Raw genomic sequence first — 26498 nt, 5'->3', positions numbered from 1 at the left:
CCGCTGAAAATATAGTGTGTAATTGTTGTGTTGTATGGAGTTGTGTATGTGTTTGGATAGCGGCAATATTGTTTTGGATTCAAAAGATAATCAGTATCTTTTTGAGAATGCATTTACATATGCAGCAATAGGTATGGCTCTTGTTGCTTTGGATGGAAAATGGCTGAAGGTTAATGATGCGTTATGTAATATGCTTGGATATTCTGAAAGTGAGTTGCTGTGCAAAACATTTCAGGACATAACGCATCCTGACGACCTTGAGGAAGATTTGGCTTATGTGCATAAGATGATTTCCGGTGATATTGAAACATATCAGATGGAGAAACGTTATTTTAATAAATATGGACACGTAATAGATATTTTGTTGTCAGTTTCATTGGTTTTTGATGGTGGTGGAAATCCTCGTTTCTTTATTTCTCAGATTCAGGATATCACCATGCGAAAGAAGCTTGAGCAAGAGTTGGCAAGGATATCGAGAGAAGATTCTCTTACATCTGTATTCAACAGAAGGCATTTTGTGGAGGTTGCTTCTCGTGAGATAAGGAGAGGGGAAAGGTTTTCTGAGATTCAAACATTGTTAATGATTGATATTGATCACTTCAAGCATGTCAATGACACATACGGTCATGCTGTTGGAGATGAAGTGCTTCGAAAAATGGCGGCTGCGTGTAAGGCGTGTCTCAGAGAAGTTGATGTTTTCGGACGATTGGGTGGAGAAGAGTTTGGTGCATTATTGTTGAGGGCGAACGCCAAAGTTGCATCTGCGCTTGCCGAGAGGCTGAGAAAGCATGTTGGTAGTATTGAAGTTGTTACGGAATCAGGCGTTGTCAGGTTTACCGTTAGCATTGGGGGGGTAACCTTTGTCGGTGGAGAATCTTTAGAGAACCGGATGAGGATTGCAGATGCTGCGCTCTATCAGGCTAAAGGGACCGGACGGAACAGGACGGTTCTTACCGATTTGACGGAACAATATATACGTCCGAGGCGGGAGGAGACAGAATGCTTTGTCCGGTTGCAGTGGGCAAAAGGATATGAGTCTGGAAATGTGCTTGTGGACAGGGAGCACCAACATTTGTTTTATGTGGGGAATGAGCTTCTCAAGGCGCTGGTTTCCGGTGAGGCTGATTCCAAGGTTGCGGATATTGCAGATGAGCTTTTCAGGCATGTTGTAGCGCATTTTCAAAATGAATATGCCATTATCCGAGATGCAGGATACCCTGAAGCTGAACAGCATGGAAAGATTCATGATGCTTTGGTTACGGGGATGGAGACGAGTATAAGGCGGTTCCGGGCCGGAGAATTAGCCGCTTCGGAGTTATTTACGTTTCTTGTGCGTAACGTAGTTGGGGAACATCTTCTGAAGGAAGACAGGAAATTCTTCCCGTACATATCGTGACCTGATGTGCTGGGGCAGAGGGCGCTTTGATCGTTTTGCGGAGGGCTGCACAGCTTGGGCTGTTGCAGCCTTTGTTTTTATGCGTACTTGGCGCGAATGGCCAGAATGACGTCGTATATCTGCAGGAAGGCATCAACGATCTCAGGGTCGAAGTGGGTGCCGCTATCCTTGTTGATGATCTCCAGTGTCCGTTCCTCCGTGAACGGCTCCTTGTAGGAACGGGGCGAGGTCAGCGCATCGTAAACGTCTGCCAGTGCGCAGACGCGCGCCACAAGGGGAATTTCTTCGCCTGACTTGCTATGCGTTCCAATATGGGGCGGGCCATCAAACAGGTCGTTCATGTGCCCCGGGTAGCCTCCGCCTGTCCAGCGTTCGTGGTGGTTCAGGGCTATGTCGCGGCACATGGCATCAAGGTCTGAGGTGGAGTTTTCAAATAGCCGTCCGCCATACACTGTGTGCAGCTTGATGATGTCAAACTCGTCATCCGTAAGTTTCCCCGGTTTTTTGAGAATGGCATCGGAAATGCCTACCTTGCCCACATCATGCAGCATGGCGGCGAGGCGCAGAAGATCCTTGGTGCGTTTAAGCTCCTTTACAGGAATACCTTTGTTCAGAGCATATCGGTGATAGATTTCTGCGGAATAAGCCCCCACCCGTTGTACGTGGGCAGCTGTTTCCGTGGGGTCGCGCAGTTCCGCCATCTTCATCATGCGCAGAATGAGTTCGCGGGTCAGAATACCGCGTTCAATGGCAATGGCTGTGTTGTTGGCGAAAAGGGGTATGTATGTCTTGGCCTGATTGTCAAAGGGGATTGAGCGCCCTTCGCTGTCCTTGGCGTTGATGATCTGCATCACGCCCACCAGCTTGCCCTGCGCGATTTTGAGCGGGATGGTCAGTATGGAAGTGGTCCGGTACCCCGTGGTCTTGTCATACGAGTCGTTGAACTTGAACGGCAGGTCCGGCGAAAGGTTGTAGGCGTCGTCAATGACGAGCATTTCGCCGGAAAGGGCGGAATATCCCACAATGGAATGTTCGGTTATCGGGACGGTAACGCTGGAATACACTGCTGCGTTGGTGGCATCTTTGGCAAAAAGCGTGTCGTTGTGCACGTAGCTGAAACGGAGTTGGCCGTCTTCCACAAGGAAAATGGAACCGGCATCGGCATTGACCAGCGCCCGTACTTCAAGGAGCGTCCTGTCCAGAATGGTGTCAACATCCTTCAACTGATTCAGCTCGTCGCTGATGCGCAGGAAGTTGTTGATCATTTCCTCATTTTTATTGGTGGGTTCCGACATGGCCAGAAGTCCGTGATGAAAGGATTACAGCGGTTGCCACCGGACGGTTCGGTCGCAAAGCAAATCAGACCTGCCATTATGCAATGTTAGCCTAATGTCGTGAATAAAGGCAATAGAGGAGCGCCAGCTAACTGCACCTAATAGCTATCCCTCCACAAACAGGGGCAGTTCGGGCATGGGGCGGCCTGCGATTTCAAAGGCCTTTTCCAGCAGAATGCGAATGGCGTCCTGTCCTGCCTGTCCAAGCTCCATACTGAAATTGTTGACAAAGGTGGCGATGTGCTGGTCGATGACCGTATCGTCCATTTCCTGCGCATGCTGCTTGATCCACTGACGGGCTTCTGTCGGGTGGGTCTGCACAAAGGCGAGGCTACGCTGTATGGCATCTTCAAGTGCCAGGGCCGTCTCCATGCCCAGATCGCGGCGTACGGCAATGGCGCCCAGCGGAATGGGCAATGTGGTTGTGTCTTCCCACCACTTGCCGAGATCGAAGAGTTTTTCCAGCCCGTATCCGGCGTAGGTGAAGCGTCCCTCATGAATCACCACGCCCGCGGCAACATCGCCGCGTGCCACGGCGGGCATGACTTCGTCAAACACCATTTCCACACGCTCTCCTTTGTGCACGCCGTGCAGGGAAAGCAGCATGTTGGCAGTGGTCATGCGGCCGGGGATGGCGATGCGCGCATCGGCAAGACTGGATACACAGGCGTTTTCTCTGGCAACCATGATGGGCCCGCAGCCGTAGCCAAGGGCGCCGCCTGCGCGCAGGAGGATATAGTTGTCCAACGCATCCACCATGGCCGCGACGGAAAGCTTGGTGGCGGCTATGTCAGCCTTGCGGGCACGGGCGTTGAGCTGTTCCACATCGGCCATGAACAGGTCCACGGAAAAAGGCATGTCGATTTTGCCATTGGCAAGGGCGTAGAAAATGTATGTATCGTTGGGGCAGGGGGAGATGCCGAGTTCAAAACGCTGCATGCGTTGTATCCTTATGCCCTAATGGGGCCGGTTTGCTGTGCTTGAGGTTGACATGGCGGGGGTCTGAGCCGATACTCTCCAGCCGGCGGAGCATGTCCTGCCTTATGCGGGAAGGAAATGCAACGCCGCCAAACAGCGGAGGACATCCATGCTCACTGCCGACCATTATGCCCGACTGGGGCTGGCACGCATCTATGATAAGGTTCTCGCGGGTGAACGCCTGAGCGTCGAAGACGGCGCGCAGCTTTATGCCTGCAATGACATGAACGCCATTGGCGCGCTGGCGCACCACGTGCGTACCCGTCTGAACGGCGACAAAGCCTATTACGTTCTGAACAGACACGTCAATTACACAAACATCTGTGTGAACGGTTGCCTGTTCTGCGCCTTCCAGAAGGAAAAGGCCGACCAGCCCGGCGCGTATCTTCTTTCCGTCGATGATATCGTCGCCAAGATTTCCGATCATGGCGGCATGCCCTTCAACGAGATTCACATTGTGGGCGGCTGTCATCCCAAACTGCCGCTTTCCTTCTTCGAAGAAGCCATCCGCAAGGTGAAGACGGCTTTCCCGTCCATTGTGGTCAAGGCTTTCACTGCCGTTGAGATTGCACATTTCGCCACGCTGGAAGGTATTACCACGCTGGAAGTGCTGACCCGGCTGAAGGCTGCTGGGCTGGAGATGATGCCCGGAGGCGGTGCAGAGATATTCGCACCGGCGGTGCGTGAGAAGATCTGCCCCCGCAAGTCCACGGCGGACGAATGGCTGCGCGTGCATGGCGAGGCGCATTCCCTTGGCCTTTCGACCAACTGCACCATACTGTTCGGGCATATCGAATCCGTTGCGGACAGGCTGGACCATCTGGACCGCCTGCGCCGTCAGCAGGATGTTTCCGGCGGGTTCACCTGCTGCATTCCGCTCCCCTTCCTCACGGAGAACAGCCTGCTGAAATTGCCCGAAGAACGCTACGGCGAGCACAACGGCATGGACAAGTTGAAGACCATTGCCCTGAGCCGACTCATGCTGGATAACATTCCGCATATCAAGGCGTACTGGGTGATGCTGGGCGTGAAGATGGCGCAGACAGCCCTGTATTTCGGTGCGGACGATCTGGACGGCACCATCGTGGAAGAAAAGATCGGCCACGATGCCGGTGCACAGTCCGATCAGGCCATGACCACGACGCAGCTTGACGAGATGATCCGCCGTTCCGGTTTCACTCCTGTGCGTCGTGATGCCTTCTACAACCCCGTGCCGCCGGAATCCGGCACCTGCGGCTGTGCTTGCAAGGGAGGTGCCGCATGATGTCCGGCAGCGCATTCAACGAGAATCCGGCTGTCACCGCCGTTGCCGAAAAGGTGCTGCGTGCGGAGCGCATAGATTTTGCCGAGGCGCGGGTGCTCTATGAGCAGGCAAGCCTGTTCACCCTGGCCTCGCTTGCCCATGCCGTGCGCATGCGCAAGCATTCCGACAACATCGTCACCTACGTGGCGGACCGCAATATCAACTACTCCAACATCTGCGTCTGTGCCTGCCGTTTCTGCGCCTTCTTCTGTGCGCCGGAAAAGGCGGAAGAGCAGGGCGGCTACGTGATCACCCGTGAGGAACTGGCCCGCAAGATCGAGGAGACCATCGCCCTTGGCGGTACTCAGATTCTCATGCAGGGGGGACATCATCCCGACCTGCGTCTGGAGTGGTATGAGGATATGATCCGTTGGATCAAGGAAACCTATCCCTCCATTCATGTGCATGCGTTCTCGCCGCCTGAGATCGTGTTCTTTGCGGAACTGGAAGGGCTGATGGTGAAAGAGGTTATCGCCCGTCTGCGTGCAGCCGGTCTGGATTCCATTCCCGGCGGTGGTGCGGAGATTCTGGTGGACGAGGTGCGCAGCAAGGTTTCTCCCAACAAGTGCAGCGCATCCCGCTGGCTGGACGTCATGGAAGAGGCCCATTATCAGGACTTGCGTACCACGGCGACCATGATGTTCGGGCATGAGGAAACGCATCTGCATCGCCTTGAGCATCTCTTTGCCGTGCGCGAGGTGCAGGACCGCACCGGCGGGTTCACGGCCTTTATTCCGTGGACTTTCCAGCCCGGCAACACCAACATCAAGGTGTCTCCCGAACCGGCTCCCGGCTACCTGCGCGTGCTGGCCCTGTCCCGTATCGTGCTGGACAACGTGGACAACATTCAGGCGTCGTGGGTGACCATGGGGCCGGAAATTGCCCAGCTTGCCCTGTATTACGGCGCAAACGACTTCGGTTCGCTGATGATCGAGGAGAATGTGGTGGCTGCCGCAGGCGTCTCCTTCCGTCTGTCGCGCGCGGAAATCCACAAGATCGTCCGTGCAGCGGGCTTTGAGCCGCGCCAGCGCAACATGACCTACGAATTCATCGATCCCCAGCCAGAGGTGTAGTTTGACCGAGAAGGAACTTCGCATCGGGCGCATACGCTATCTGAACGTGCTGCCCATCTATTACCCCATGGAAAGTGGCGTCATGGGGCGTGACTTCAAGCTTGTGTATGGCGCTCCGGCTGAACTGAACGACATGATGGCGCGCGGCGAACTGCACGTGGCCTCCGCTTCGTCCGTGGAGTATGCCCGCCATCCCGACCAGTATTATCTGGTGCCGGACATGGCCATCGGCAGCTGCGGCCCCGTGATGAGCGTGTTGCTCATCAGCCGCAAGCCCATCTGGGAGCTTGAGGGAGAAACCGTGCTCACCACGGCGCAGTCGCACACGTCTGCCTGTCTGTTGCGCATGCTCTTCCGCGATTACCTCAAGATCAACGTGGAATATGAGACCGGATCGGTCATGGAGCGTATCGATGCGGGCGATCTGCCCACTGCAGCCCTGTGCATCGGCGACGATGCCCTGCGTCTGCGTTCCGATGAGCGCTATCCCTATCGTATGGACCTTGGCGAGGCATGGCGCGAATGGACGGGCCTGCCCTTCATCTTCGGCGTGTGGGTCATCTCCCGAAAGGCCGTGGAGGATGGCTGCTTCAACCGCGACCCGGCGACGCTGTTCATCCGAGCCAAGGACTGGGGGCTGGCGAACATGGAGCAGATGGTCGCCATGGCTGCTGATACCGGCTACCTTTCCAAGGATGAGATGCGCACCTACTTCACCAAGGGACTTGTCTACAACCTGCGTAAGAAGGAGCAGGAAGGGCTGAAGCTCTTCTACCAGCGCCTTGCCGAAGCAGGTGAGATTCCTGCCGTGCCTGAATTGGTGTTCTACGACCATGAGACCATGACGCCGCCCGAATGCAGACAGGAGCCGGAAGACGATTAGGCAGCAACGTCTCCGTCGGGTGGGAGATATTCATGCTCCGTGATTCCGGTCTGCGGCCTGTTGTTTGGGAAGAAAGTGGAAATACATGAAGCGGCATGGCAACATGCCGCTTTTTTTGTGGAGGAGGCTTCATGCATACCATCTGCGGGTTCGACATGACATCCGCGCCTTCGCGGCAGAAGCCTATCACGTATGCCATCTGTTCCTTGCAGGGAAACAGGCTTTCCCTGCTCGCGTTGCAGGGGCTGGAGTCGTTGGAGGCATTGCGGCAGGTTCTTGCGGAAGCGAAGAGACATGGCGGTGAAGGCCCATTGTCTGATGCTCAGCATGACTGGATCGCAGGGCTGGATTTTCCATTCGGGCAGGCGGTGGAGTTTCTTGCGGCAGCCGGATGGCCCGATGAATGGGAAACCTATGTGCGCCACGCGGGGAACCTGTCGCGCGAAGCCTATGCACAGGCCATCTATTCCGTCATGGCAAAACGTCCCAAGGGGAGCAAACTCATACGTCGGGCAACGGATATTGCCGCTGAGTCGGTCAGTCCCATGAGTCTTGCCTATGTACCTGTGGGGCGCATGTTCCATGCCCTTGCGCCGGTTATTCTGGAGAGCGGGGCCGATGTTTTTCCCCTGCGCATGCGTGGAGATTCCCGTATTCTGCTGGAAGCCTATCCCGCTCTGGTGGCCCGTGCTATCATCGGGCGGGATTCCTACAAGGAAGGGTCGAAACAGCAGCGCGGATTGCGGGCGGAGAACAGGGCGCGTCTGCTGCAGGGGCTTTCTGCCCATGTGCAGGAAACGGCCGGACTGGAGCTGGATATGCCGCAATCCTTTGCAGAGACCATGTTGCAGGACTGGCGGGGTGATTATCTGGACGCCTTGCTCTGCGCCGTGCAGGCCGCCTGCGCCAGTCGCTTGCCGGAATGGGGCATGCCTCAGCCGATTGGTGGTGCTGCGGCCGAAGGTTTGCATACGGATACGCAAACTCTGCCCCGCATGCGTCGGACGGAAGGCTGGATTCTGGGGACAAAGTTGCCGTAAGCCTTGCCGTATCCACTTTTGCTGCACCATGAAAAGAAAGCCCCGCATTGGCATATGCGGGGCCGTGTTGTTTGTTGCAGGCAGGAAACAGTTCTGGAGTTGAGGATCAGCGCAGACAGAACGGGCCTTCTTCCAGCGTGCTGGTGTCGCCCACATCTTCGCCGAACTCTTCGGCACGCAGAATGCGCCGCATGATCTTGCCGCTACGGTTCTTGGGCAGTTCCTTGCGGAATTCAACTGCCTTCAGCACGGCTACGGGGCCAAGCTCGCGGCGCACATGTTCCATGAGTTCGCTTTCCATATCGTCTGCCTGTACGAAGGTGCCCAGCGGGGGCGCATCGTCATGAAGCACCACAAAGGCCTTGGCCACCTCGCCGCGAATTTCGTCCGGCACGCCGATGACGCCGCATTCCGCCACGCTGGGGTGCGATGCCAGTGCCGCCTCCAGTTCTGCCGTGCCCACACGGTGCCCTGCGATCATGATGACATCGTCGGCACGGCCCTGAATCCAGATGTAGCCGTCATCGTCCTTGCGGGCCACGTCGCCGGCGAAATACCAGCCGGGGAACTGTGACCAGTACATGTCCACATAGGCCGTATGGTCGTTGAATACGGTGCTCATCATGGCGGGCCATGGGCGTTTTACCACCAGATAGCCGCCGGTGCGCGGAGGCAGGGAGTTGCCCTGCGCATCCACCACGTCCACTTCGATGCCCGGCATGGGCTTGGTGACCGAACCGGGTTTGAGCAGTGAAACGGGCAGCGGCGAGATCATGATCATGCCGGTTTCCGTCTGCCACCATGTGTCCAGCAGCGGGCATTGGCCGCGGCCGATGTTCTTGTGGAACCACACCCATGCCTCGGGGGAAATGGGCTCGCCCACGGTGCCCAGGAGGCGCAGGGTGGTCAGGTCGTGCCCTGCGGGATACTGGGTGCCGAAACGCATGAGCATGCGGATGAGGGTGGGCACGGTGTAGAGAATGGTCACGCCCCAGCGTTCCACCATGGACCACAGGCGTCCGGCTTCCGGATAGAGCGGGTGCCCTTCATAGAGCAGGGTGGTGGTGCCGGCCATGAGCGGGCCGTAAATGACGTAGGAGTGGCCGGTTATCCAGCCCGGGTCGGCTGTGCACCAGAAAATATCCGTGGGCTTCAGGTCGAATACCCAGTTGAGCGTGCGGTGCACGCCCACCATGTAGCCGCCGTGCGAGTGGACAATACCCTTGGGCTTGCCCGTTGTGCCGGACGTGTACAGCACGAAGAGCGGATCGTTGGCGTCCACGACCTCGGTGAGCGCCTCTGTGGGCTGGTGGAGCATCACGTCGTGCCACCAGCGGTCGCGCTTGTCGTCCATGGCTACATCAAGGTGCGCACGGTGCACCACCACGACATTCTGCACGATGGAATGGCAGTGGGCCAGCGCATCATCCACCAGCGGTTTGAGTGCGATGACCCGGCCGTTGCGGTAGAATCCGTCCACGGTCACCATGACGCGGGGCTGTGCATCCTCAATGCGGTCGGCCAGTGCGCCGGAGGAGAACCCGGCAAACACCACGCTGTGTACTGCCCCGATCTTGGCGGTGGCCAGCATGGCAATGACGGTTTCCGGCAGCGAAGGCATATAGATAAGCACCCGCTCGCCTTTTTGCACGCCAAGGTCCCGCAGCACATTGGCGAAGCGGTTCACCTCGCGGTAGAGTTCAAAATAGGTGAGCTTGCGCGAATCGCCCGGTTCGCCTTCCCAGATCAGGGCAAGGCGGTTCTTGTTCACGGTCTCGATGTGGCGGTCCAGCGCATTGTGTACGATGTTGCAGCGCGCGCCCGTAAACCAGCGGTAGAAGGGGGCGTTGGATTCGTCCACCACGCTTTCCCATTTGCGGAACCACTGCAGCTCGTCAGCCGCTTCTTCCCAGAATCCTTTCCAGTCGGCGTCGGCGTGGCGGCGCGCGGCCAGCACGTCCTGCGGATTCACGGTGGCTTCTGCCGCAATGCGGGGCAGCGGGCGGAAAACGCGCTCTTCAACCAGCAGGTTGTCTATGGTTCCCCGCATGGCCGCTCGGGTGGCAGGCGCGTCGCACTGAGCCGTAACGTTGGAGGCGGGGGCATTGTGTTTTTTCTGTTTCGTCATGACTAAAGCCCCAGTACCTGTTTGAGTTCGGCCAGCCTGCGGCGGCTTATGGGTAGCTCTATGCGGGTGCGCCCTGCGGTGCGCAGCATGAAATTTGATCCGGGAAGCGAGGCGATTTCCGTAACCATGTCCAGATTGACAAGGTACTTGCGGTGCACGCGGAAGAAGCGGTGTGAGCGCAGACGGCTTTCCAGCACTTTCAGGCGGTATGAGGTAAGGTACTTCTGCGTGGCGGTGTGCACGTAGGAATAATCCTCATACGCCTCAACGAAGATGATTTCGTTGTAGGGCAGGAGCATGGTCTTGCCTTCCAGCGTGATGGCAAGGCGTTCGATTTCCACGGGGCGGAACTTGCTGCTGTAATCCCATGCCTGCTTGAGCGCGGAGAGGAAGGTTTCCTGCTCCTCATCCGCAAGGGGAAGCTGCACGGTTTCTTCCAGCGAGTCGTAATCGCCCTCGTGCTCCACTACGACAGGAGCGTGCGGTTCCTTCCAGCGGGAGGAAGGTTCGGGCGCAAGGTTGTAGTGGGTCTTGAACTGGCGCAGGCGGTCAACCGTGCGGGCGAAGCGGTCTTCCTGACAGGGGAAGATGAGGTAGTCCGTGGCTTCCAGTTCAAAGGCGGCAAAGGCGTGCTGTTCGTCTTCCGCCAGAAAGACGAGGGCAGGGCGTTGTTTGCGGCCCATGAGCAGGCGGGCAAGCTCAAGGCCGCCCATGGGACCGTTCAGGCCGATGCCGAGAAAGAATATGGCGTACGGGATGGCCTCCAGCAACTGGAGCGCCTCTTGCGCTGAGGTGGCCTCACCCAGCACCCGCACAAACGGCACCGGCTCCAGCAGGGCGCGGAGTCTTGCGCGCACGTTGGCATCCGGATGAACAAGCAGCGTGGTAAGGTGAGCCATGTAACCCTTCTTTTCCGTTCAAAGGTGGAATAACGATACCCTACAACGATACGTGAATCATGAAAAGAGGTTAGCGGTCTTTGTGATTGTTTGTGCGGGCAATCTAATTGCTGAAAGGATATTGCGCAAATGTCATCTGTTCGTCACCATGTCGATATACAGAATGCAGGCCGTCGCCACGATGCAGCGAACGGATGTTTTTTTGAGAAAACGGGAGGCTCCATGAGTCGTAAAAAGATGCTTGTGCTGTGCACGGGCAATTCGTGCCGCAGCCAGATGGCTGAAGGCTGGGTGCGTGCCCTCAAAGGTGACATGTTTGATGTCTGGTCCGCAGGGATCGAAAAGCACGGCATGAACCCCAACGCCGTGAAGGTGATGGCCGAGGCTGGCGTGGATATTTCATCCCACTGGTCAAAGCTGGTGAGTGAGCTGCCTGAGCAGGACTATGACTACATCGTGACCGTGTGCGGACACGCCAGTGAGAATTGTCCGTATATTCCCGGCAGTGCCCGTCGCGTTCATGCGGGATTTGACGATCCGCCAAAGCTGGCCAAGGACGCCGCCACAGAGGAAGAGGCGCTGGGCCATTACCGCCGCGTGCGGGACGAAATTCGCCGTTGGGCGGAAGGGCTGCCGGAGAATCTGGGGTAGTTACTGTTTTGGGTAGAGAAAAAAGAAAAAGGCCGGAGCAAAGTCTCCGGCCTTTTTGTTGTTTTGATTACAATTGTATGTTTATTTAATGTTAATATTGAGCTATGCTCGTTGGAGTCTTGCGGAAGTAAAATACCAGGAGGCGAGATGGAGTATAGGTTTCCAACTGTTCAGGAAGGGGGCAAGGTTACTCATGTGCTTGTTCCTGTGGAAGAGTATCTGCGTCTTGAGGACGCTGCGCGATCCGTAGGTGAGGGAGAGGTGTTTTTTCCGATAGATGTGTCTCACGCAGTTTTGGGTGGAGTTAGCCCGATTCGGGCATGGCGGGAGTATTTGCATTTGACGCAAGAAGAGTTGGCAAAGCGGATCGGCATAACGGCAGCGGCAATATCACGCCTTGAAAAACCGGACCGTAAGCCCCGATTCTCGACACTGATTTCTTTGGCTGAAGCTCTTGAGCTTGAAGATGAGAATATGTTGATCAAACTGTATGACTAGTTGATTGAATTCTAGGGTCGTGGTTGTTTTCCAAAAGTAAAGGCCGGAGCATTTGCTCCGGCCTTTTGTATTGCTTGTGTCGGCAGCCGATTAACGCATGGAAAGAATGCGGCGGGCGCTTTCGTCCATAACGTCGGTGATGAAGGGAATGCCGGTTTCGGCAGCGGTTTCGCGGTTGCCGGATGCGATGTCGGCGCGGGAGATCTCGGAGAGGGAGAACTTGCGCACACCGGCAAGAAGCTGCTGCAGAGCGCAGGAGAGCTTGTCCACCATGCACCACATGGCCACAGCGCCGAGGGGCAAGGTTTCCATTTCGTTGGCACCCAGCATCTTCTTCACATCCTGGTAGCCCACGAAGATTTCTTCGGGGGTGGAACCGTACTTGGCAACGGCTGCGGGCAGGGTGTCCCAGTTGCCGTTTACCTTGGCGCGACGCTCGGGGAAGAGGGCGCCTTCAATGTTGGAACCGAGGAAGCCGGGAACCATCATTGCGCGGCCCATGCAGATGAGCTTGGTGTAGGGGGCGCCCATGGACAGAGCCTTAAAGATGTCGGGACCCTTGGCAAAGCCGCCGGCGAAGGACAGGTCAACGACCTTCTTGCCCTGTGCTGCGAGCATGCTTGCGTATTCGTATGCTTTGGCATGCAGCAGGATGGAGGGAACGCCCCAGCTTTCCATCATGTTCCAGGGGCTCATGCCGGTGCCGCCGCCAGAACCATCGATGGTGAGCAGGTCGAGTTCGGCGTCGGTGGCAAAGCGCAGGGCCATGGCCAGTGCTTCCATGCCATAGGAGCCGGTCTTCAGCGAGATGCGCTTGAAGCCGAGGGAGCGCAGGTAGGCCACGGAGTTCATGAACTCGGCGCGTACCTTGTCTACGGAATCAAGGTTGGTGTAGCCGAGGCGGCTGTGGCGGGCAAAGCTCTTGATGGCGCCCTTCTTGAAGCCTTCCTGCACTTCGGGCAGCTCGGGATCGGGGTCCACGAGGTAGCCGCGCTGCTTCAGGAAGGTGGCGTAGTCAAGGCTGGTAACTTCGATTTCGCCGCCGATGTTCTTGGCGCCCTGGCCCCACTTCAGTTCAATGATCACCTTGTCGCCGTACTTTTCGGCAACGTATTCAGCAACGCCGTTACGGGTGTCTTCCACGTTCAGCTGCACGATGATCGCGCCGTAGCCGTCGTAGTAGCGCAGGTAGGTGTCGATGCGGCGCTCCAGTTCGGGTGCCTTGGTGATGCGGCCGCTCTTCAGTTCAGCCTGACGGTCCACGCCAACCACGTTCTCGCCGATGACGATGGGAGCGCCCACGAGCGCACAACCAGCGGCAAAGGAATCCCAGTACTTGGCGGCAATGAAAGTGGAGCCGAGCGCGCCGGTCATGAAGGGAACTTTGACCTTGGTCTTTTCCTTCGCGCCAAAGCTGGTTTCAAGAGAAACGTCGGTGAAGAGCACGTCGCCGCTCTGCGCCTTGCCGTTATCGCCCATGCCGTTGGCGCCATAGCTGTTACCCTGAATGCGCAGGGAGTTGTAGCTTACGCCTACATGGGTGGTGTTGCCGCTGCCTGCGGTTACGGTACCGAAGTCACGGGGATACAGCACTTCGCGGCCGCGCATGGCGCTGACCCACGTTTCGCACTTGCCCTGACAGTCGGCACGGCACAGGGTGCACAGGCCGGATTCAATGGCATTGCCGCGGTTCACAGTACCCAGAACATCATTAGATTTGGACCATTGAAACATTATCTTCTCCGACAATTTTGAAATATTTTATTGGGGACGCGCTAAAATCATGGGAATTGACATGTTTGTCAACTACAATTTTGTAGTTTTTCATGTAGTTTTGATAGATTGATCGCCCAGTCATAAGTATTGTCGGCATTCTGTCTTGTTGAAGATACGTTTCTTACAGTTTATTTAAGGGTAGATCTAAATGTGAATGGAGATTGGTATGGTTGTATTGTTTTAATGCGTTGCAAAGCGTTTCAATATAGAAGTTGCATTGTTTCTTGATTTTGTGGCGCTCTCGCCTGTTGATGTGCTGCTCTGTGTTGGAATGATGGCTTTTATATGGTGTGTCATGCCTGGCTTGTGTTGTGGAGCTCAGATTTTCTGTACTTGTTGCCGAAAATGTCAATATGGTGCTCTGTGTTGCATGAATTCTGCATCTGTCTCGCAAGGTGCAAAGTTCAACGGCAGAGAAGGCGGCAGGCGGGAGGATGTCTGCAGACGAGGACGGGAGAGGGAAAGCCTTGGGGGTATCGGGGTGCAGGTCAGGTCGAAGCGAGGTGCGTCGGCTAGGACGTATGGTTGTCCTGCATTATTGTTCTGTATTGCTTGAAGGCAGCTTCAGGCGTTGCACGGACGCCTTTGAGAAAGAGGATAAGCCAGAGAACGAGGGCGGCAACACCGCAATAGAGATGCAGAAGGTGTGCAGCCAGAGCGCCTGCTGTCAGCAGTGCGGTCCAGAGAAAAAGCCTGTTTCTGACGTCCTTGCATAATGCCTTGCGGTCGTACTGTGCCCTTTCTTCTTTCGACAGCGTGTTGAACCCGCTGATAAGCATGCTGCTTTTTTCCCCCAGAAGGGTAAACAGTATGGCGCATACTGCAAGGGGGGCGGCCATGGCCAGACACGTGATGGTTCCGATATTCATCTGTTTGCCACTCGCTATTTGGCAATGCTGTCCGGGGTGCGGGCAACAACGGCCACATGCACAGCTTTGGTGCCTGCATTGATCAGGCTTTGCGCGGCTGCCTGAATGGTAGCGCCCGTGGTCATGATGTCGTCGACCAGAAGGACAGTTTTTCCCGTTACCTCAGCATCTGCCTTAAAAACACTGTTCAGGTTTTTGCGACGCTGTTCCCTGCTAAGTCCTATCTGGTGCGGGGTTGCGGCGGTGCGGTGAAGCAGGTGCAGAAGCGGAACGCCAAGAGCCCGTGCCACAGGGCGTGCCAGTTCCAGTGTCTGATTGTAGCCGCGTTCATGCAGGCGGTCATGATGCAGCGGAATGGGCACAACTGCATCCGGCCTGCCTGTAACCTGCACGGTCTCAAGGCAGCGTCTGGCCAGCACTTCGCCGAGCACGGCCCCAAGCTCCAGTGCATTGTGGAATTTGAAACGCAGGATGCTGTGGCGGCACTCCTTGTCATAGGCTGTCACAAAGGTCAGCGAGTCCCATGGCGGTGGTGTCTTCAAACATGCGGCACAGGGGGCGGGAGGGAGCGTCTCGTCAGCGAAGAGCAGGCCGCAACGGCTGCAGTAACCCCCGCGTCTCGGCTTCAAGGTGTCTGCGCATTCGGGACAGATAGCCGGGAGGACCGGGGCACCGGATTCCGTGGCAGCATGCGGTGTCGCATACGGGGTTCCGCAGACCGTGCAACGTTTCGTGCTCAGTCCGGAAACGTATGCGAAGGTGCGCAACGAATCTGCAAGGCGGGAAAACAGGCTGTGCGGCATGCGGCGATATCAGCCTTTGTTCTGCGCCAGATATTCCTCAACGGCTTTCTGGGCGTCCATGCCCATGCGGCGGAGGTTTTCGCAGTCGTCATCGTTGTTTACCAGATCCCGCGGGCCGTCCAGTCCATACATCAGGAGCGGTTGCTGCAGGGTGAAGTTGAAAGGCTGCAGGAAGCACTTCAGGGTCAGCACACTGCCTTCAAAGAGCTTCTCGCCGCGCGGTCGTGCTCCCATCATGGCAAGGAAAGCCTTTCTTGGCGGCAGGCCTGTGATGCTTGATTCTCCGGCCTGATACCGCATCCAGAAACACTGGCAGCGGTCTATGAACGCCTTGAAGTGCGACGGCACGTGATAGAAGTATATGGGAGACGCAAAGAAGATGACCGGAGCTGTCAGCAGAATGCGGAAAAGGTCGTTGCTCTGATCCTTCTCGCTCAGGTAGCAGCCCTGGGCGGGGTCGCGTTCGCAACGGTGGCAGGAAACACAGTGGTGCACATCGTAATGACGGAGCAGAACCATCCGGGCCGTACCGCCTGCGGCGGTTACGCCTTCCATGAACAGCTTGCAGGCGTTGTCGCTGTTGCCTCCGGCTCTGGGGCTGCAGGAAATGGCAACAATGGGGGCGTCTATGCCGTTTGTGGAGGATAGGGAAGCTTGTTTCGTCATGTCTGTCCTGCCTGTCTGTTGCTGCTGTATTTGCCCTGTGCCTAGCGCGGTACCTTGCGGGTCGCCTCGGCACGCAGGCCTCCTGATCCGTCGGCTTCCGGCGAGATGGAAACTGTCCAGCCGGTTTCTATGTGCAGGGCATGCTCAACTTGTCCGGCAGCGTCATTCGCGACCAGAAAGGTGATGGAGTTTCCTTTGTGAAAACGGAGATACCAACTTATCTCCAGGCTGACTCCTCAGCATTTGCCCCGCAAGTCTATTGGTTCCGTTACGCCGATCGGATCAGGAGTTGTTTGTATCATGCCAGATTACCTTACAAACTCCGTGAAAAATGGGTTGTTCAGCTGTTCGTCGCCGACAGCGGTTTCCGGTCCGTGGCCGGAATATACCACAGTTTCCTTGGGCAGGGTGAAAATCTTGGTCGTCACGGAGCCTTTGAGTGCGTTGAGGCTGCCGCCGGGGAAGTCCGTGCGTCCGATGGAACGGTAGAACAGCAGGTCGCCCACAAAGACCACGCCCCCATCGGGGAAGTAGAAGGAAAGACTGCCCGGAGAGTGACCGGGGGTGTGCAGCACCTTGCAAGGCAGGCCCATGAACGTGTGATCGCCTTCTTCTATGGTTTCAAAGGCAAAGGGAGTGACCTTGGGGAACCCCCACATGCCACCGGTGCCCAGTTCCGAATCCAGCATGTACGCGTCCATGCTGCAGGCAAGGATGGGAGCGCCGGTTGCTTCCTGCAACGCCTGATTGCCGTAAATATGGTCAAAGTGCAGGTGCGTGTTCAGAATGTGGGTGAGTTTGAGGTTGTTCTTCTCGAGAAAGGTCACCACTCGGGCAGGATCTCCGCCGGGATCGACAGCAACTGCAAGGCCGTCATGCCATGCGAGGTGGCAGTTGGTGTCCAGAGGGCCGAGGGGAAAGGTTTTGACCTGCATCAGAATGTCTCCAGCATGTAGTGATCAAGAGGGTGGCGGTTCGCTTTGCCCGCTTCCGCAGGGTGGCCTATGGTAATGACCGTAATGAACTCATAGTCGTCCGGCGAAAGGCTCAGGGCTTCCAGAACCTGCGGGGCGTTGTTCATCATCTGGCCCAGCCATACGGTGCCCAGTCCCAGCGCGTGAGCGGCCAGCATCATGTTTTGGACGCAGGCGCCTGCGGACTGGTGGTCCTTGTGTTCGTGATAGGTGGCCTTCTTGTCGAGGAACAGTCCGATCATTACCGGACAGCTCTTCACGATGTGTGTGTATTTGGTCAGGCCGGAAAGGGTCTCGAAACGGGGATCGTCCTTGCGCAGCACGAGAAAGCGGAAAGGCTGGTTGTTCATCCCGCTGGGGGCCCATCGTCCGGCCTCCAGAATGGCACGAACGGCTTCATCGTCTACCGGCTCAGCAGTATACTTGCGAATGCTGCGCCGCTCCTTGATAGCTGTCAGTACGGCTTCTGCGCTCATGGGGGCTCCTTTTTCCTGTCTTTCCAGTAAGTTTTTGTCGTCGTTGTCGGGCGCTGTCCTGTGATGTCCGGCGATGTCCGGGAGTTCGGAGAAGCGCGCGACACAGGCAAAATAGCTACCCCATCGGGGCTGGCGATGCAAGGTTTGCAGGCTGGGGAGGTGTGTGTGAAAGGGGATGATCTGTCAGGTACTTCCCAATTGCGGCCTCAGTATGTATACCTCCAGCATGAAGGCGCAACAGGATATTTTCACCGGCACGCGGACTCGTCTGACACGGCATGACCTGATCACTTACGACCATCTCCTCGCGGATGCTGTCAGCCGTTTTCTTCCCTTCAAATCATACAGTCTCTACTTCCCCAAGGGCAGGCAGTCAGCCGAGGCCGTGTGGGATGCGCCGGATCGCAAGGTCCTGATGCCACTGATGCTGCAGGGTGAGTTGCTCGGCGTGTTCGTGGCACGTGGGGTGAGCATGCGCGGACGGCGGGGTATGCTGCCGCTTCTGACCGGTATGGGAGAGTTGGCGCTCGAAAAGCTGCGGCTCTACAAGATGAGCATTACCGATCCTGCCACGGGCCTGTTCTCGCGGCAGTATCTCAAGCAGGCCATCTGCCGTGAGGTGGAGCTTATCCGCGAGTGCTTCCGTCCGGCCGGTGACGGCTGCTGCGACATCAATGCCTCCTCCGCAGAGGGCGGTTATCACGCCTGCATGGGCGTGGTGACGTTTGCCTTCGACTCCATGAAAAACGTCATCCGCGACTACGGTTTCATCTTTGCCGATGAGCTGATTGTGCTGCTCGCAGACACCCTTGTCGCCTCCGCGCCTGAGTCCGCCCTTGTTTCCCGTACGGGCGATTACGAATTTACCATGTTCATCCCCGGCGGCACGGTCAGCATCTGCCGCAAGGTTGCCAAGGAAGCCGTGCGTGCCCTGCGCGACGTACGCCTTGTGCATGAACTCACCGACGACAATGTGGGCGTGAATGCCTGTGCGGGATATGCCGCCTATCCGCAGGATTTTGAAGGCTATCTCTTTGAACGCGAAATCAGCGAGCAGGCCCGCCTGTTATTGAGAAAGTCCCGCATTGCGGCGGGTATTGCCGGAGAGAAGGGCGTGGGAGAGGCCATGGAATATGTCATGGGCTACAACCGCATCCTTGTGGAAGGCGGCAAGGTGCTGGAAACCATGCCCATGAGCCGCGTGATGGTCAGCCTCGGACGATCCATGGGCGCCCGTGAAGGCGGGCGCTATTCCGTGTGGTCCACGGAATATGATTCCCGCAAGATCGCGTCAGCCGAAAACGGCGGCAATGGCCGGAACGGTGCTAAATCGCCCATGTACAAGGGCGAGATTGTGCTCATGGAAATTCGTGAAACGCAGGCGCTGGCGGAGATTATGCATCTTGGCGATCCCACATGGGCCATAGAGCCGGGAGACCGCATCACTCTCATGCCGGAAGAGAAGGGCATTGCCGCTCCCTCGGACTCCGAGGAAGCGCATCTTGACCCCATCACCGGTCTGTATCGCCACAGGGATTTTCTGGCCCGTTTCAGCAGGGAGCGCGAGACCTGTGAGACCTTTGCCGTGGCGCTGCTGCGGTTGACCGGGGCTGACAGAGGCTACGGGAATCGGGCTTCTCATGCCGAGCAGCTTGTGGCCGAAGCGGCGGAAGTCTGTCGCAGCATTCTTGGAGCGGGTGTGCTTGGCGGGCGTTACGGTTTGAATTCGCTCATCTATTTCCATGCCAACGTCACTCCTGCCCAGATGCGTGAACAGTATACCTTTTTGTGCGAAACCCTTGATGCGAAGTTGCAGATTGAGTCTGCGGCCGGCGTGGCCTGCCATCCTTTCCTCAGCTACCGCAGGGCGGACAGCCTTGAGAACTGTCTGAAGGCGTTGGAGTATGCCATGCTCTGCCCCAAGCCCAAGGTCGGCATTATGGATTCACTGGCGCTCAATATTAGTGCGGATAAGCTGTTTTCCAAAGGGGACACCTTTGAAGCCATCGAGGAATACAAGCGTGCCCTGCTGGCCGATAGCGGCAACACCATGGCGTGGAACTCGCTCGGCGTGTGTTATGCCGGACTGGGAAGACCGCAGGAGGCCCGCAAGCAGTTCGAACAGGCGCTGCAGCGCAACCGAAAGGACGTAATGGCCCTCTACAATCTGGGTAACGTCTGTCACACCATGGGCGAAGTGAAGGCTGCCCGCGAATTTTATCGCAAATGCCTGAAGCAGGATCCTTCCCACTTCTTTGCCCTGATACGGCTCGGTCAGCTTTCCGAGGCTGAAAAGAAGTACAGCATTGCCCGCCAGTACTATAACCGCGCGGCCAAGCTGGAAGAGAATCAGGCTCTTGTGCAGCGTCACCTTGCGCGGTTGTGCATGCGGCAGGGGCGTCTGGACGAAGCCCGTGAATGTCTGCATCAGGCGCTTATCCATAACCCGCAGGACGCTCTTGCCCTGCAACTCATGGCCAAACTCTACCTTGATGGCGGTGAGGATCCGGAAATCGCGGAAGTGCTGGCCCGGCAGGCTGCGGCGCTGCGTCCCGATCTGAAGTCCGCATGGCTGGAGCTGGCTCGGGCGTTCGAAGCGCGCGGCAAGCATCAGGATGCCCGCGAAGCGTTGCTTAAGGCCGGTGCGCTTTAATCTTAACCATTGTCAGCGCCGAGTCGGGCAGGCTATACCGCTTTGATGAAGAAGTTTTTTTCACGGGCCGACTCCGGCTCAGGTTCCTATCCATCCGTTCAGACCTCGACGGCACAGTTGCCCTTGGGGCCCTTGCTGCGTGTACTGGCGGGTGGCACCATGATCAGTTTCGCGGCCGTGTTCGTGAAGCTGGTTAACGTCGGTCCCAGCACCTCCGTCTTTTACCGTGTGTTTTTCGGTGGCGTTGCCCTGCTGCTTCTGGCCCTTGCCAGAGGCGAACGTTTGGGAGCCAGCAAAGGCATATGGGGAATCGTGCTGGCTGCTGCCTTTTTCTTCGCCCTCGATCTGGAGGCATGGCACCGATCCATCCTGTATGTGGGGCCGGGACTGGCAACCATTCTGGGCAATTTTCAGGTGTTCATTCTCGCCTTCATCGGGGCGGTTGTTTTCAGGGAGCGCCTTTCCCTCAGGCTGGTCATGGCGCTGCCGCTGGCCATGGGCGGGCTGTGGCTTCTGCTCGGCGTGGACATGGACGGCCTGCCGGAGGGCACCATTCCCGGTGTCATATTCGGTCTGCTCACCGCCGTGTTCTACGCCTGCTACATTCTCACGCTGCGGCGTTCCCAAGGTGTGTCTGGCAAGCTTCCCCTCATCATGAACATGGCCATGGTCTCGTTGGGCACGGCTCTGTTCAGCGGAATTTCAAGCCAGTTTCATGACGTGTCCTTCGTCATTCCCACCGTGCAGGACGGAGGCTACCTGATAGCGTACGGACTGTTGTGTCAGGGGGTGGGATGGGTACTGCTTTCTTCCGCACTCCCCAAACTTCCCGCCGCGGTGGCTGGGCTGCTTATGCTTATTCAGCCCACGCTTTCCTTCATCTGGGACATTCTGCTTTTTGATCGCCCCACAGGTCCGCTGGGCCTGCTCGGAGCCTGCATGGCCATTTTCGCCATATGGGTGGGCATATCCGGCCAGCAGGCCGTGCAGCGTCGGACCATCAACAAATAGATCTGCGGCTGTTGCCAGTTGTGACCCTTTGTGACCTGTTGTGACCAATAGAGGCCGGATGCAATCAGATGCGGTCAGGCGCGGCAGCGTGTTATTCAATCATAATAGTCTGTTCTCAGTGTAACATCATGAATGCTACAGAATACGAAGCTTCCCGCGCTGACGGTTTGCGTGAAGGATTCACCACGGGCACGGCCGCCACGGCTGCTGCCGTAGCCGCACTGCATCTTTTGCTGGGGGGAACTGGCCCCGAGGTCGTGAATGTGCCCCTGCCGCCCTTTCCACCTGATGATGGAAATGAGAATAGTCGCCTCGATATACCTATTGTGAATTGCTTTGTTGCCGATGAGGGTGAGATTCCCTCTGCAACGGGGCAAGTGATCAAAGACGGCGGTGACGACCCCGACGCAACGCACGGCGCACTGATTCAGGCCCGTGTCCGTCTGGCCGGAGCGGACGGAACCGTGACGCTGGACGGCGGCGAAGGGGTGGGGCGGGTTACCCTGCCGGGATTGCCCGTGCCTGTAGGGGAGGCAGCCATCAATCCGGAACCGCGCAAGCAGATTGCTGCGGCGGTGCGGGAGCTGTGTGTCCGTTATGGATATACCGGCGGCGTGGAGGTGCTTGTCTCGGTGCCGGATGGCGCTGAACGGGCAAAGAACACCATGAATGCCCGCCTTGGCATCATGGGGGGGATTTCCATTCTCGGAACGCGGGGAACCGTGCGCCCATTCAGTCATAGTGCATGGATGGCGACCATTGCCCAGGGGCTGGATGTTGCGCGGGCCGCAGGCTGTGAATGCATCGGTTTTTCCACGGGCAGGCGGAGCGAACGTCTGCTTATGGCCCAGTATCCGGAATGGCCGCAGCTCGCTTTTGTGCAGGCTGCTGATTTTGCGGCTTTTTCTCTGGAGCAGGCGGCAGCAAAGGGCTTTACGAAGATTGCGTGGGGCTGTTTTTTCGGCAAACTGGTCAAACTGGCTCAGGGACACGCCTACACGCATGCCCAGACAGTGGACCTGGACTTTTCCCTGCTTGCCGATTGGTGCCGGGAAGCGGGGGCTCCGGATGATATTGCCGTGCAGGTGAGAAACGCCAATACTGCACGGCAGGCTCTGGAAATAATTGATAACGGAACGTACATGCAGGATATTGTAGTCGCCATTGCCAGACGTGCTAAGCAAAAAGCCATGCACTGGACTGGGGGAACTGTTGCAGTGACAGTGCATGTTTTCGACTTTGACGGCAGACAGTTCGCTGTCGCCTAGGTCGCAGGACGGCTATCACTGCCGGATAAAAGGGGAGCAGCGCATATGCCCATTCAGGTAGTCGGATTGGGAATGGATTCCGAGGCATTGCCGGAACTGCATGCAGGCATCATTGATGGTGCTCAGGTGCTGGTAGGGGGAAAAAGGCAGCTGTCGCTGTTTGAGGATCATCCGGCAAGCAAGGTATCCATTACGTCTCCCTTGGAGTCCGTGTTTTCGGAAATAGCCGCCAGCGAAGAAGCCGGACGTGACGTCGTCGTGCTCGCGGACGGCGACCCCCTCTTTTATGGTATCGGGGCTCGCCTTGTGGATGAATTCGGGCCGGACGGCGTGCATTTCTATCCCAATGTTACTTCGCTGCAGGCGGCTGCTGCACTGGCAAAAGTGCCGTGGCAGGAGGTGATTTCCGTCTCCCTGCACGGGCGTGACGACTATGTTCCCCTCTACAATGCTCTCCGGGGCGGCAGCTGGGTTGCCGTGCTCACCGACGATAGGAATATTCCCGCCGCCATTGCCCAACGTCTGCTGGACAGGGGGGCTGAATGGTTCTCCATGTGGGTGTTCGAGAATCTTGGCAGCGAGGAAGAGTATTTTGACCGTTATCCGCTTGCCAAGGCGGCCACCAAGAGTTTTTCCCGCCTCAACCTTGTTCTGCTGGAGCGCAAGGGCGGGCCTGAAGCGCCGCTTGTCATGGGAACCCCGGACGAGGCCTATGAGGCAGACAAGGGGTTGATCACGAAATGGCCTGTGCGTGCAGCAGGTCTTGCGGCCTTGCGCCTTGAGTCTGATAACGTGCTTTGGGATCTCGGTGCCGGCAGCGGCTCGCTGGGCATAGAGGCCTGTGCGTTGCTACCCTCCGGCGAGGTGCATGCCGTTGAGCGCAACGGCAATCGCGTGGGTATGATCCGCGAGAACCGGAAGCGCTTCGGGGCCTTGTCGCTTGAGGTGATTCACGGCACACTGCCCGCCTGTCTCAAGGATTTGCCGGATCCTCATCGGGTGTTCATAGGCGGCGGGCTCGGCAAGGACGAATCACTTCTGGATGTCGTCTGCCCGCGTTTGCAGGACGGGGGGCGGCTGGTCATCCACTGCGTTCTGCTGGGAACTCTTGAACGTTGCCGCCATTATCTGACAAAGCTCGGCTGGGTTGTGGACATAACCATGCTGCAGTCTTCCGTCACAACTCCTCTTGCTGGTGATATCCGACTGGAAGGGCTGAATCCCGTGTTCATCATCGCGGCAGAGAAGCCCGGAGGTGTGTGATGAAACGTTTTCTGCTGCTGTTAGCTCTTGTGCAATGTTTTTGTGTTGCCGTTTCAGCCTCTGCGGAGAAGTTGACCTTTGTGTTGCCCGAATACCCGCCCCACACTTATGCGGATTCCGCAAGTCCCCATGGGGCGTCAGGGCTTGCAGTGGAAATTGTTGAAGCCGCTCTGGACAGTATGGGGGTAACCTACGAGTTCAAGGTGCTTCCTTGGGCCAGAGGGTTGTACATGGTCGAGCAGGGTGTTGTGGACGGCGTGTTCAATCTGTACCTTACGCCTCGCCGTGAACAGTTTTTTGATTACTGTTCCGAGGTTCTCTTCAACGAGCGTATCTTCCTGTTTTCCCGTGCAGGCACAAATATTGGGTGGAATGGTGATTTCGCAAGCCTCAAGGGAAAGCGCATCGGTGTGGCCCTTGGCTTCAGCTATGGTCCGCGCGTGGGCGTTGCCATGGCAGCTGGAGAGCTTGCCAGCATCGAGTTTTATTCGATGATGGAATGCGTGGAAGCGCTTCTCAGCGGCAAGGTCGATGCCGTTCTCAGTACCTACGAGGTTGGCTACGCTCTGGGGGAGGCCGCAGGCGCACCAGAAGGCCTTGTGGCACTTGACCCTATGGTGGAGAGTGTGCCTTCATATGTGGCTTTTTCGAAAATGCGGAAGCTGAAGCACGTTCGAGACAGGCTGGACAGTACCTTGAAGGCCATGCGTGACCGTGGAGAGATTGACCGGATGATAGCAGATTTTTACAAGCGTTACGCTACGGAACGTTAGGTACAAGCATGATGCCGTGATGGAAGAATCTGAGGTGATTACGGAATGACTGCGGTGGCGAACAGCATGGGAGGGATACGGTGAAACGTTGCATAACGCTATGCGTTCTCGTGTTGTCTCTCTGCTGTTTTGGAACAGTCAGGGCAGAACCTCTTGTTTTGGTTGCCCCGGAGTACCCGCCGCAGATTGTTGCAGATCCGGCTGCGCCTTTCGGGGTTCGCGGGGCGGCAGTGGAAATCGTGGCAGAAGCCATGCGCCGTACCGGACTGCCCTTTGAGATCAGGCCATTGCCCTGGGCCCGGGGAATGCATCTGGTTAAGGACGGGAGTGTGGATGGCATCATCAACGTCTACTGGAAACCGGACAGGGCAGAGTTTCTTGATTTCTGCAGTGAAGAGTTGTTTCACGACAGGGTCAGCTTTTTTGCCACTGACCGTACCTTGCGCTGGGACGGGGATATTCGCCTGCTTGCCGGCAAGAGCGTGGGCGTGGTGCTGGGATACAGTTACGGCCCCATTGTGGATGACGCGCTTCGCAGAGGCTTGTTTTCGAGAGTTGTTGAGTACTATAGCGTACAGGAACTCATGAATGGCTTGATATCCGGCAAGGTGCAGCTCATTCCCAGCGATTATGATGTGGCCTTTACGGAAGCCGAGAAAATCGGGATGTCGCAGATGCTGAATCCTCTTGGCTTGCCCGTGGAAAATGTTTCTTCGTTTCTGGCCTTTTCTCGGCTGCGTAAACTGACGGCTGTACGGGACAGGGTAGATTGTTCTCTGCGGGAAATGCATAAAGATGGCACTATCGCTTCAATAATTAAACGGTATTTCAGGAAGATTGATGCGGGATCATAACGGTGTCGCCGGAAATGGCGAAGAGGGTGAGGGTAAGGAAGGATTTGATGTTTCGGTTTGGTTCATCGGTGCAGGACCGGGAGATCCCGAACTCATAACCGTGAAAGGGCAGCGACTCATCGCAGAGGCTGACCTTGTGCTGTATGCCGGTTCCCTCGTGCCCGAGGCTGTCATTGCCAATGCCCGGACGGGGGCTGAGGTGGTGGATTCAGCTTCCATGAATCTGGAAGAGACACATGCCTGCATCATGCGCACTGTCGCCAGCGGGGGCATGGTCGCACGCGTGCATACGGGCGACCCCTCTCTATACGGAGCCATACGTGAGCAGATGCACCTTCTTGAAGCCGAGAGTGTGCGCTATGCCGTCGTCCCGGGGGTTACCGCCGGTTTTGCTGCTGCGGCAGCCACGGCAACGTCTCTTACGGTTCCCGATCTTTCCCAGTCCTTCATCATTACCCGCCTTGAAGGGCGCACGCCGGTTCCGGAAACGGAAAAGTTGCGTGACATGGCCCGTCACAGATGCGCCATGGCCATATATCTTTCAACAGCAAATCCGCAGGGTATTGTGGATGAGCTGCGCGCCGGGGGGCTGGAAGACAATGTGCCCGTCATTGCCGCTTACAGGGTGGGCTGGCCGGATCAGCTGGTGGTGCACACAACTGTCGGGGGCTTGTGCGACGCGGTACGCGAGTATGGCCTGACCCGCCAGACCGTGTTTCTCGTTCTTCCCGGCGAAGACGGATCAGAACGCTATTCCAAACTCTATGATCCTGTTTTTCCCCACGGCTACAGACGGAGCAAGCAGTCAGACTGACTCAATGCTTGTTACCCTTTTATGAAATAGGGTATGGTTCCGGCAGGTTCCCTTCATGATTCCTATGTCTCTTTCGTCCGCTTTCAGGGACCACACGGCACGAAAGGAGATATAC

General features: G+C 57.0%; 24 protein-coding genes. 14 read left to right on the top strand and 10 right to left on the bottom strand.

Annotated features, from left to right (window positions below):
* Window positions 1-46 precede the first annotated feature (46 nt).
* Window positions 47-1396 (top strand): diguanylate cyclase, encoded by a 1350-nt coding sequence (locus N1030_RS08400; protein WP_265828838.1) that lies wholly within the window; start codon window positions 47-49, stop codon window positions 1394-1396.
* A gap of 77 nt (window positions 1397-1473) precedes the next feature.
* On the opposite strand, the gene N1030_RS08395 is transcribed toward N1030_RS08400, so the two are convergent.
* Window positions 1474-2691, bottom strand: a complete 1218-nt coding sequence (locus N1030_RS08395) for a GAF and HD-GYP domain-containing protein (RefSeq protein ID WP_265828837.1) — start codon at window positions 2689-2691, stop codon at window positions 1474-1476.
* Window positions 2692-2835: 144 nt separating this feature from the next.
* A complete protein-coding gene (locus N1030_RS08390) occupies window positions 2836-3669 on the bottom strand; it encodes a 1,4-dihydroxy-6-naphtoate synthase (RefSeq protein ID WP_265828836.1) in 834 nt (277 codons plus the stop codon).
* Window positions 3670-3817: 148 nt separating this feature from the next.
* Between N1030_RS08390 and mqnE the strand changes: the two genes are divergently transcribed.
* From mqnE to N1030_RS08370, 4 genes are all read left to right on the top strand, one after another.
* Complete coding sequence (gene mqnE / locus N1030_RS08385) at window positions 3818-4972, top strand: aminofutalosine synthase MqnE (protein ID WP_265828835.1); 1155 nt, start codon at window positions 3818-3820, stop codon at window positions 4970-4972.
* On the top strand, window positions 4969-6084 hold the full coding sequence (mqnC, locus tag N1030_RS08380; RefSeq protein ID WP_265828834.1) for a cyclic dehypoxanthinyl futalosine synthase: 1116 nt from the start codon (window positions 4969-4971) through the stop codon (window positions 6082-6084). The genes mqnE and mqnC overlap by 4 nt, the downstream gene beginning before the upstream one ends.
* Before the next feature lies 1 nt (window position 6085).
* Window positions 6086-6967 carry a menaquinone biosynthetic enzyme MqnA/MqnD family protein gene (locus tag N1030_RS08375; protein ID WP_265828833.1) on the top strand — a complete coding sequence of 294 codons (882 nt, stop codon included), beginning with the start codon at window positions 6086-6088 and terminating at the stop codon, window positions 6965-6967.
* A gap of 131 nt (window positions 6968-7098) precedes the next feature.
* The gene (locus N1030_RS08370) at window positions 7099-8007 is read left to right on the top strand and encodes a DUF429 domain-containing protein (RefSeq protein ID WP_265828832.1); all 909 of its coding nucleotides are present in this window, start codon (window positions 7099-7101) and stop codon (window positions 8005-8007) included.
* Window positions 8008-8113: 106 nt separating this feature from the next.
* On the opposite strand, the gene acs is transcribed toward N1030_RS08370, so the two are convergent.
* Both acs and N1030_RS08360 read right to left on the bottom strand, forming a co-directional pair.
* Window positions 8114-10057 (bottom strand): acetate--CoA ligase, encoded by a 1944-nt coding sequence (acs, locus tag N1030_RS08365; protein WP_265829041.1) that lies wholly within the window; start codon window positions 10055-10057, stop codon window positions 8114-8116.
* Window positions 10058-10137: 80 nt separating this feature from the next.
* The gene (locus N1030_RS08360; protein WP_265828831.1) at window positions 10138-11034 is read right to left on the bottom strand and encodes a LytR/AlgR family response regulator transcription factor; all 897 of its coding nucleotides are present in this window, start codon (window positions 11032-11034) and stop codon (window positions 10138-10140) included.
* Window positions 11035-11256: 222 nt separating this feature from the next.
* Between N1030_RS08360 and N1030_RS08355 the strand changes: the two genes are divergently transcribed.
* Both N1030_RS08355 and N1030_RS08350 read left to right on the top strand, forming a co-directional pair.
* A complete protein-coding gene (locus N1030_RS08355) occupies window positions 11257-11685 on the top strand; it encodes an arsenate reductase ArsC (RefSeq protein WP_265828830.1) in 429 nt (142 codons plus the stop codon).
* Window positions 11686-11832: 147 nt separating this feature from the next.
* Window positions 11833-12183, top strand: a complete 351-nt coding sequence (locus N1030_RS08350) for a helix-turn-helix domain-containing protein (protein ID WP_265828828.1) — start codon at window positions 11833-11835, stop codon at window positions 12181-12183.
* A gap of 90 nt (window positions 12184-12273) precedes the next feature.
* Here N1030_RS08350 and N1030_RS08345 read toward each other — a convergent pair whose 3' ends face one another.
* The 6 genes from N1030_RS08345 to N1030_RS08320 form a co-directional block, all read right to left on the bottom strand.
* Window positions 12274-13917 (bottom strand): glutamate synthase-related protein, encoded by a 1644-nt coding sequence (locus tag N1030_RS08345; RefSeq protein ID WP_265828827.1) that lies wholly within the window; start codon window positions 13915-13917, stop codon window positions 12274-12276.
* A 554-nt stretch (window positions 13918-14471) separates the two neighbouring features.
* Window positions 14472-14828 (bottom strand): DUF3784 domain-containing protein, encoded by a 357-nt coding sequence (locus N1030_RS08340; protein ID WP_265828826.1) that lies wholly within the window; start codon window positions 14826-14828, stop codon window positions 14472-14474.
* A gap of 14 nt (window positions 14829-14842) precedes the next feature.
* Window positions 14843-15631 carry a ComF family protein gene (locus tag N1030_RS08335; protein ID WP_265828825.1) on the bottom strand — a complete coding sequence of 263 codons (789 nt, stop codon included), beginning with the start codon at window positions 15629-15631 and terminating at the stop codon, window positions 14843-14845.
* A 9-nt stretch (window positions 15632-15640) separates the two neighbouring features.
* Window positions 15641-16297, bottom strand: coding sequence for a flavodoxin family protein (locus N1030_RS08330; RefSeq protein ID WP_265828824.1), 657 nt, complete (start codon window positions 16295-16297; stop codon window positions 15641-15643).
* 308 nt (window positions 16298-16605) lie between these two features.
* The gene (locus N1030_RS08325; RefSeq protein WP_265828823.1) at window positions 16606-17232 is read right to left on the bottom strand and encodes an MBL fold metallo-hydrolase; all 627 of its coding nucleotides are present in this window, start codon (window positions 17230-17232) and stop codon (window positions 16606-16608) included.
* On the bottom strand, window positions 17232-17747 hold the full coding sequence (locus N1030_RS08320) for a nitroreductase family protein (protein WP_265828822.1): 516 nt from the start codon (window positions 17745-17747) through the stop codon (window positions 17232-17234). The genes N1030_RS08325 and N1030_RS08320 overlap by 1 nt, the downstream gene beginning before the upstream one ends.
* A gap of 211 nt (window positions 17748-17958) precedes the next feature.
* Here N1030_RS08320 and N1030_RS08315 point away from each other — a divergent pair, with 211 nt between their 5' ends.
* From N1030_RS08315 to cobM, 7 genes are all read left to right on the top strand, one after another.
* Window positions 17959-20400 carry a tetratricopeptide repeat-containing diguanylate cyclase gene (locus tag N1030_RS08315; protein ID WP_265828821.1) on the top strand — a complete coding sequence of 814 codons (2442 nt, stop codon included), beginning with the start codon at window positions 17959-17961 and terminating at the stop codon, window positions 20398-20400.
* 45 nt (window positions 20401-20445) lie between these two features.
* Complete coding sequence (locus tag N1030_RS08310; RefSeq protein WP_265828820.1) at window positions 20446-21411, top strand: DMT family transporter; 966 nt, start codon at window positions 20446-20448, stop codon at window positions 21409-21411.
* 128 nt (window positions 21412-21539) lie between these two features.
* On the top strand, window positions 21540-22679 hold the full coding sequence (locus tag N1030_RS08305; protein WP_265828819.1) for a cobalt-precorrin-5B (C(1))-methyltransferase: 1140 nt from the start codon (window positions 21540-21542) through the stop codon (window positions 22677-22679).
* Window positions 22680-22724: 45 nt separating this feature from the next.
* On the top strand, window positions 22725-23942 hold the full coding sequence (gene cbiE / locus N1030_RS08300) for a precorrin-6y C5,15-methyltransferase (decarboxylating) subunit CbiE (RefSeq protein ID WP_265828817.1): 1218 nt from the start codon (window positions 22725-22727) through the stop codon (window positions 23940-23942).
* Complete coding sequence (locus tag N1030_RS08295) at window positions 23942-24715, top strand: substrate-binding periplasmic protein (RefSeq protein WP_265828816.1); 774 nt, start codon at window positions 23942-23944, stop codon at window positions 24713-24715. The genes cbiE and N1030_RS08295 overlap by 1 nt, the downstream gene beginning before the upstream one ends.
* 80 nt (window positions 24716-24795) lie before the next feature.
* Window positions 24796-25569: a substrate-binding periplasmic protein gene (locus N1030_RS08290; protein ID WP_265828815.1), complete on the top strand. Its 774-nt coding sequence runs from the start codon at window positions 24796-24798 to the stop codon at window positions 25567-25569.
* Complete coding sequence (cobM, locus tag N1030_RS08285; RefSeq protein ID WP_265828814.1) at window positions 25556-26383, top strand: precorrin-4 C(11)-methyltransferase; 828 nt, start codon at window positions 25556-25558, stop codon at window positions 26381-26383. The genes N1030_RS08290 and cobM overlap by 14 nt, the downstream gene beginning before the upstream one ends.
* Window positions 26384-26498 lie beyond the last annotated feature (115 nt).

The organism is Desulfovibrio mangrovi (assembly GCF_026230175.1).
GTDB classification, from domain to species: domain Bacteria; phylum Desulfobacterota; class Desulfovibrionia; order Desulfovibrionales; family Desulfovibrionaceae; genus Halodesulfovibrio; species Halodesulfovibrio mangrovi.
Note: the sequence above shows the minus strand (reverse complement) of the source record. Positions and strands in the feature narration are given on the sequence as shown.